This window comes from Citrobacter pasteurii, from assembly GCF_019047765.1.
In the GTDB taxonomy this organism is placed as follows: Bacteria; Pseudomonadota; Gammaproteobacteria; order Enterobacterales; family Enterobacteriaceae; genus Citrobacter; species Citrobacter pasteurii.
In genome coordinates this window covers 1-6827 of record NZ_CP077261.1, presented here as the reverse complement: position 1 = coordinate 6827, position 6827 = coordinate 1, and the positions used below count along the sequence as shown (strand labels likewise).

Sequence of the window (6827 nt, the reverse complement as noted above, 5' to 3'; positions counted from 1 at the left end):
TGTGGCCACCATTTTCCATCGATGCAGAGCCTACGTTGCATTTCTCATTAGCATCGCACAACGGATGTTATAGTGAGTACAGCCCGTTATGGATATAAAAAAAGCCACCATTCAGGTGGCTTTTTACCCCGCTGATAATCACTTTATTTCATCCTTGCTCTTTTGTGATGCTTTCAATCCCGCAATAATATTTGCTGAAACAGCTGCCGCATCAGCGTTCGCTTCTTCCGCTGTTTTGGCTAGATCAACTTCTCCTGTGCGCAAGGCTATCGTTACCTTACTGAATCCGGCAACGTCATTTGAAGTTATTCCTGCGTTAGGCAAAGCAGTATTTATCGCATTTGCCAGCAAGCCGTTAGCGACTTCTACTGAATGCTTCTGAACCAATTCCTCATAAGTTTTGGTTTGATGCAGAACGCTAGCCGTTCCTTTTAGTTTCTCGGTCATGTAAACCTCTTGTCTGTGATAATTTAGATGTGGGATTTTACATATTGTTCTGATTTTAAATGGATAAATCCCACGTTATGGAATTTATCTCAGATGTAACAGAGATTATTTTGTCTCAAATTCGTCAATCCATAACCCTTTGTTATCTTCAAAGTATTTATCTAATTCGGCATGCTCGAGATGCTCATTGCTAGGCATTCCTAGGCCTAGCTTCGCTGATTCAATCAGCCACACTAATGATGTTCTGTTTTCTTTACTCTCTTTGAACCCCCTCTTTTTTAGCCAGTAATTAAGTTCGTGTTCTTGCTCTTTCGATATGTGCTTTCCTACTGGATGTGACATTTTTCACCCTTACGATTGGGAAAACTTACGCTGACACATGGAGCATTTTAGGGATCCATTCGTTCCATCTTTGAACAGTGTCATTGTCTTACAAAATGGACATTGCTTACCTCTTCCGCCCCGGCCTTCGTTTGGTGGTGTTCTCACTACAGCATTGCAAGAAGTACAGCTATTTCCGAAGAGGGTCAGCTTGTTACAGAAGGGGCACTTTTTTCCAGGCATTTAAGGCTTTCCATTAAACATTAATCTTATTTAACAAATATATTATTAAGATGTTTTCCTTGTAAAGCACTATCTTAGGGTACATTTCATTGTGATTAAATTTTGGGCGATGGTGAGTGTGGAGTGTACCGGCAATCCCCTGTTCATCTTGTCGGAGTCCGCGATACAGACCTGATACATGGTAAATCTGCTACGACGGTGGCCTGATTTTAAATGTATTTTGCGGTTATTTTTCGTTCAGTTTGGAGTTAAGGTCAGGAGTAAGAATATTTAGTGACTTAACCAAAAGAGACATATCGTAAATGTTTCTTCCTTTGTACTTAGGGTTGTCCTTACTTGTACGAATTTTTGTAAGCAATCCGTAGTTTTCAAGCTCTTGGAGTGAGCGTTGTACTGTTCTTGATGAAACACCCATTCTAACTGCAATGCTCTCCTGAGAGGGGTGTGGCCAATCGTAGGGTTTCCACCAGTGGATAATTAGATGGAGTAAGACATTGAATGTTGTGGGTGTCATATTGAGTGCACCCTGTAAGAAGAAAAGGGATGTAGGAATAGCTGACCAGCCCATGCTTAATGCTTCCTTTCCCCATTTCGATTCAAGTGTCTGTTTTTGAAGGTCAAAATTATTTTTTTGATCTGACATATACCAACCTGCTAAGCTGAAGTCTTCATAGAAGACTTCAGCTTAGCAGGTTGGTAAATTAATTCATATAATTAGTACGACACCAGCGCGCTTATAATATCATTATATTTAACTATACTTAATCTACACTCACCTCTTGGTAGCGCGATTAAGTTACGCAGCTCCCTTGAGGCTCTAAACCTCCCTTTAGGTGGGCAGCGATTAGGTTACGCGTCTTCCTTTAGGAGCTTGAAACCGCCCTCTTGGTTAGTTTTAACCCTGAGGAACTACAACTTAAACTGTTTGCTAACGTTAGTTTTTGTTGTTAAAACCGCCCTTAGAGGCGGTTTTTTTATGCGCGAAATAAAATGAGAACAATAGTTTACGTAGATGGGTTCAATTTTTACCATGGATTGGTCAAACGTTCGGGGTATAAGTGGCTGGACCTTTATAAGCTCTTTGAAGAACAACTACTTCCGATAAGAGCAAGAGAGTCACAGTTGATTCAGGTGAAGTTCTTTACTGCTGAGATCAAAGCTAAATTTGCTACTCGAGGTGAGTTAGCTCACCAGGCTCAGCAAGCTTACCATCGAGCATTACTGCAGATTTATGGCGAGAAGCTACAAATAATCAAAGGTTACTACTCAGAACGTCAGGAATGTGCGATGACCTTCAATGAGGGGTATCCTCCATCGAAAACGGATAGAACAACGGTCTGGAAGTTAGAAGAAAAGCAGACTGACGTTAGAATGGCTTTAGAAATGTATCGCGATGCGATTCGTGGCGAGGCAGAGCAGTTGGTTCTCTGTACTAACGATTCGGATATGATACCGCCAATAGAAATGATAAAAGCCGATCGACCTGAATTGAAAATTGGAATCGTAGTGCCAAGGGAGCAAGATACTAGTCGAGTGATTAGTAGTCTGGCTAGTTTAGGGGATTGGAGCCTGCCATATGTATCCTACGAAGCTTTGAGATTAGCGCTATTGCCAGATAAGGTTCCCACTAGGCGGAAACCAATACTGAAGCCAAATCACTGGTAAACAGCCGGATCTTCTTGTGATCCTTTTACTCTCGTCGTAATCTCATGCCCTGCAAACAAAAAAACCACCGCTACCAACGGTGGTTCGTTTGCCGGAATCAAGAGCTACCAACTCTTTCTTCCGAAGGTAACTGGCTTTCACGGAGCGCAGGTACCAAAACTGTCCTTCCAGTGTAGCCGCAGTCAGGCCACCACTTCAAGAACTCTGTAGAACACTCTACTACTCCGCTCCGTGAATCCTCTTACTAATGGCTACCGCCACTGGCGATTTTTCGTGTCTGTTCCGGGTTGGACTCAAGATGATAGTTACCGGGACAACGTGGTAGTCGGGCTGAACGGGGGGTTCGTGCATACAGTCCAGCTTGGAGCGAACTGCCTTCCCGGAACCGAGTGTCAGGCGTGGAATGAGAAACCGCGGCCATAACAGCGGAGTGACACCGGTAAACCGAAAGGCAGGAACAGGAGAGCGCACGAGGGAGCCACCAGGGGGAAACGCCTGGTATCTTTATAGTCCTGTCGGGTTTCGCCACCACTGATTTGAGCGTCAGATTTCGTGATGCTTGTCAGGGGGGCGGAGCCTATGGAAAAACGGCTTCGCCGCGGCCTTATCGTTTCCCTGTTAAGTTTCTTCCTGGCATCTACCAGGAAATTTCCTCCCCGCCCGTAAGCCGGTACCGCTCGCCGCAGCCGAACGACCGAGCGCAGCGAGTCAGTGAGCGAGGAAGCGGTATATCTCCTGTATCGCATATTCTGCTGACGCGCTAGTGCCACCTTTTTTCTCCTTCCACATGAAGCACTTCACTGATTTCCGCATCCGTGCCAACATAGTAAGCCAGTATACACTCCGCTAGCGCTGCGTGACTGGTTCAGGGCTGCGCCCCGAAACCCGCCAAAAGCCTGACGCGCCTGCGGCTTGTCCAACCCCGCGCCGACCGGGAAAGGCTTTCCCGCCCGTCCCGGCGTTATCAGGAGGCCGGTTTGTCAGAGAAACGGAACAAGATGCTCACCATGTGGGTGACGGAGGACGAGCACCGGCGGCTGCTCGAGCGCTGTGACGGCAGGCAGCTGGCGGCGTGGATGCGACAGACCTGCCTGGACGAAAAGCCTGCGCGCACCGGAAAGCTTCCCTCACTCTCGCCGGCGCTGCTGCGCCAGCTTGCCGGCATGGGCAATAACCTGAACCAGATAGCCCGCCGTGTTAACGCCGGCGGCGGTACCGGCCATGACAGGGTACAGATTGTGGCGGCGCTGATGGCCATCGATGCCGGGCTTGAGCGGCTGCGGCACGCCGTTCTTGAGAAAGGAACGGACGATGATCGTTAAATTTCATCCGCGCGGCCGCGGCGGTGGCGCCGGGCCGGTGGACTATCTGCTGGGTAAAGACCGGCAGCGTGAAGGCGCCACCGTCCTGCAGGGGAAGCCGGAAGAAGTCCGGGAGCTGATTGACGCGTCGCCTTACGTGAAGAAATACACTTCCGGCGTCCTGTCGTTTGCGGAGGCCGATCTGCCTCCCGGCCAGCGGGAAAAACTGATGGCCAGCTTCGAGCGGGTTCTGATGCCCGGACTCGATAAAGATCAGTACAGCATTCTGTGGGTGGAGCACGAGGACAAGGGGCGTCTGGAGCTGAACTTTCTGATCCCCAATACCGAGCTGCTGACCGGCAGGCGGCTCCAGCCGTACTACGACCGCGCCGACCGGCCGCGTATCGATGCCTGGCAGACCATCGTGAACGGCAGACTGGGGCTGCACGACCCGAACGCGCCGGAAAACCGCCGGGCGCTGGTCACGCCGTCCGGACTGCCGAAAACGAAGCAGGAGGCCGCAGAAGCCATCACGCGCGGACTGCTGACCCTTGCTTCGTCCGGGGAGCTGAAAACCCGTCAGGATGTCACTGAGGCGCTGGAACGGTCAGGTTTTGAGGTGGTGCGCACCACGAAAAGCAGTATCAGCATTGCCGACCCGGACGGGGGGCGAAACATCCGACTGAAGGGAGCCATCTATGAGCAGTCTTTTAACGCTGGCGAAGGACTTAGAGCAGCAATCGAAAGCGCAGAAGCAGAGTACCGGCGAGATGCTGAAAGCCGCATTCAGCGAGCACGAGCAGTCTGTCAGAGCGGAACTGAGCGCAAGCGCGAGGAGAATCAGCGACGCCATCCTCGCCCACGAGCAGAGTATGAGCGAGGCGATGGAGAAAAACCGGCGGAGCGTACTGCGGACTGCCGGGCGGACATGGCTCACCATCCTGATGGTGTCAGCGCTGCTGATCGGCACGAGCGGGAGCATTCTGTGGTGGCAGGGGCAGCAGATAACCGACAATTACACGCATCTTCGTCAGCAGGAAGATACCCTGGCGAAAATGACCGCCCGGACGTGGGGAGTGCGCTATCAGGAGAGCAGCGACGGCCGGAGGTTTCTTATCCTGCCGCCGGGGATGCAAACCGAAGCCATCCCTTACGACGGGACGACATGGATCCGCCTGAAACAGGAGTAGCGGAAAATGACAGAGCTGGAAAAGCAGTTGCTGAGCGCATTAGAGCAGCTACAGCAGGACTACTCGCAAAGGCTGGACGAATGGGAGAGCGCCTTCGCGGAATGGCGGAGCATGTGTGGTCTTATGCAACGGGAGAACGCGATGCTGAACGAGCGCGTGTCGGACTTGAGCACGCAGGTGCTGAGTTTAAGCGAGCAGCTGCGCCGCTTGTCCGGGAACTGAATGCCATCGAGCTCCGGCAGAGGGAGAATGAGTATCAGAAAACACTGGAGCTGGAGCGCCAGCCGCAGAAAACCTACCGCGGGCCGACACTTTAAACCATCCAGACAGCTGACAACCCGCACGAAGAGGGGCTCTTATTTCTCCCGCTAAATAGGTTCGTGATCAAAAAGGTCACGACTTATTCAGGAGCGGGAAATGAAGCTGTTAAATCTTATTGAATCATTGCTTAACTGCCTATACCTGGCGGCGGAGCTGTGGGACTGGCTGGAGAAGCATTTGTCGGTTTTTAAGGCGTTCGCGCTGATTTTAGTGTGACTTTACGCGCCATGCATCTGGCTGCATGACTATGCATCAGTGTAATATCCAGCGGCTGCGTTTCTGGTGTTTTTTCGTCATGTCTGTCGCCACTTTCTCGCGTCTGGCGCCGGAAACGCAGCCAACCCCGTTTCAGCGGTGCGGGCAACGGATGTTATGGTAAATAAGAGTGACGATGAAGCAACTATCCGATTGAATTTATGTTATTTAATTGCTCATGATTATGATATGTGTATAAATTATTTGGGTAAATATGCGTTTGCCTGTTATCATTAAAACTGAGTCAGTTCGCTGCCCATAGCGGTGTATGCGATTTTTATCGCACTGGCTTGCCTAATTCATGAAAAGGCCGCGCAAATGCGCGGCCTTTTTCGTTTAAGGAATCTTCGATGCATCTCTTATACGTTGATGAGTCTGGTACACCATCAGACCCTACACTTAATCATTTTGTCCTTTCTGGTATCTCAGTGTTTGAAAAGCAGACTCATTGGATAGAGCAAGAGATGAATGCTATCGCAGCCAGATTTAATGCTGATGATCCGTATGAAAGAGAATTGCATGGTTCGCCTATGAGAGGTGGGCGAGATGGCTGGAAAAAATTTCCTTTCGATGACAGAAAACAAGCGATCAAAGATTGCCTAACACTCCTGACTCAAAAGCATCGGGATATCCGTATATTTGCGTGTGTTGTACCCAAGGGATCCTTAGGTGGAAAGGACGTAATAACAGAATCTTTTTATCAGATATCGTCTCGTTTCGACATGTATTTGAGCCGCTTACATCACCAAGGAGCAACATCTCGAGGGGTGGCCATTTTTGATAAATCGTCAACAGAGAAAAGTATTCAGTCTCTTGCTCGTACGTTTAAAGATACTGGATATGGATATGGAAAACTTCGTAACTTCTCTGAAGTGCCTTTGTTTTTGGATTCCAAAGCGTCAAGGCTGATTCAGCTTGCGGATCTTGTATCGTACTCAATTTTCAGGAAGTTTGAGCTCAATGATGATGAGTTCTACAAGATTATTGAGAATTCCTTTGACTACAATAATGGTAAAGTTCACGGACTTTACGTAGCTCACTAATTGAATCGCTGTGGAGAGTTTGTCTCCGAGTCAGATGCCGC

General features: G+C 49.3%; 7 protein-coding genes. 4 read left to right on the top strand and 3 right to left on the bottom strand.

The genetic code is table 11. The annotated features are described in order from the left end of the window. Window positions 1-138: 138 nt before the first annotated feature. From I6L54_RS00045 to I6L54_RS00035, 3 genes are all read right to left on the bottom strand, one after another. Window positions 139-447, bottom strand: a complete 309-nt coding sequence (locus I6L54_RS00045) for a hypothetical protein (protein WP_012564913.1) — start codon at window positions 445-447, stop codon at window positions 139-141. 105 nt (window positions 448-552) lie between these two features. Further along, window positions 553-789, bottom strand: a complete 237-nt coding sequence (locus I6L54_RS00040; RefSeq protein WP_000019317.1) for a hypothetical protein — start codon at window positions 787-789, stop codon at window positions 553-555. Window positions 790-1237: 448 nt separating this feature from the next. Then, window positions 1238-1654, bottom strand: coding sequence for a helix-turn-helix domain-containing protein (locus I6L54_RS00035; RefSeq protein ID WP_040233155.1), 417 nt, complete (start codon window positions 1652-1654; stop codon window positions 1238-1240). Window positions 1655-2001: 347 nt separating this feature from the next. Here I6L54_RS00035 and I6L54_RS00030 point away from each other — a divergent pair, with 347 nt between their 5' ends. From I6L54_RS00030 to I6L54_RS00005, 4 genes are all read left to right on the top strand, one after another. Beyond that, window positions 2002-2676 carry an NYN domain-containing protein gene (locus tag I6L54_RS00030; RefSeq protein ID WP_001259273.1) on the top strand — a complete coding sequence of 225 codons (675 nt, stop codon included), beginning with the start codon at window positions 2002-2004 and terminating at the stop codon, window positions 2674-2676. A gap of 977 nt (window positions 2677-3653) precedes the next feature. Then, complete coding sequence (locus I6L54_RS00025; protein WP_035888672.1) at window positions 3654-3998, top strand: MobC family plasmid mobilization relaxosome protein; 345 nt, start codon at window positions 3654-3656, stop codon at window positions 3996-3998. Beyond that, on the top strand, window positions 3988-5484 hold the full coding sequence (gene mbeA / locus I6L54_RS24525) for a plasmid mobilization relaxase MbeA (protein WP_040233157.1): 1497 nt from the start codon (window positions 3988-3990) through the stop codon (window positions 5482-5484). The genes I6L54_RS00025 and mbeA overlap by 11 nt, the downstream gene beginning before the upstream one ends. A 609-nt stretch (window positions 5485-6093) precedes the next feature. Continuing rightward, window positions 6094-6786 (top strand): DUF3800 domain-containing protein, encoded by a 693-nt coding sequence (locus tag I6L54_RS00005; RefSeq protein ID WP_000550475.1) that lies wholly within the window; start codon window positions 6094-6096, stop codon window positions 6784-6786. Window positions 6787-6827: the final 41 nt, after the last annotated feature.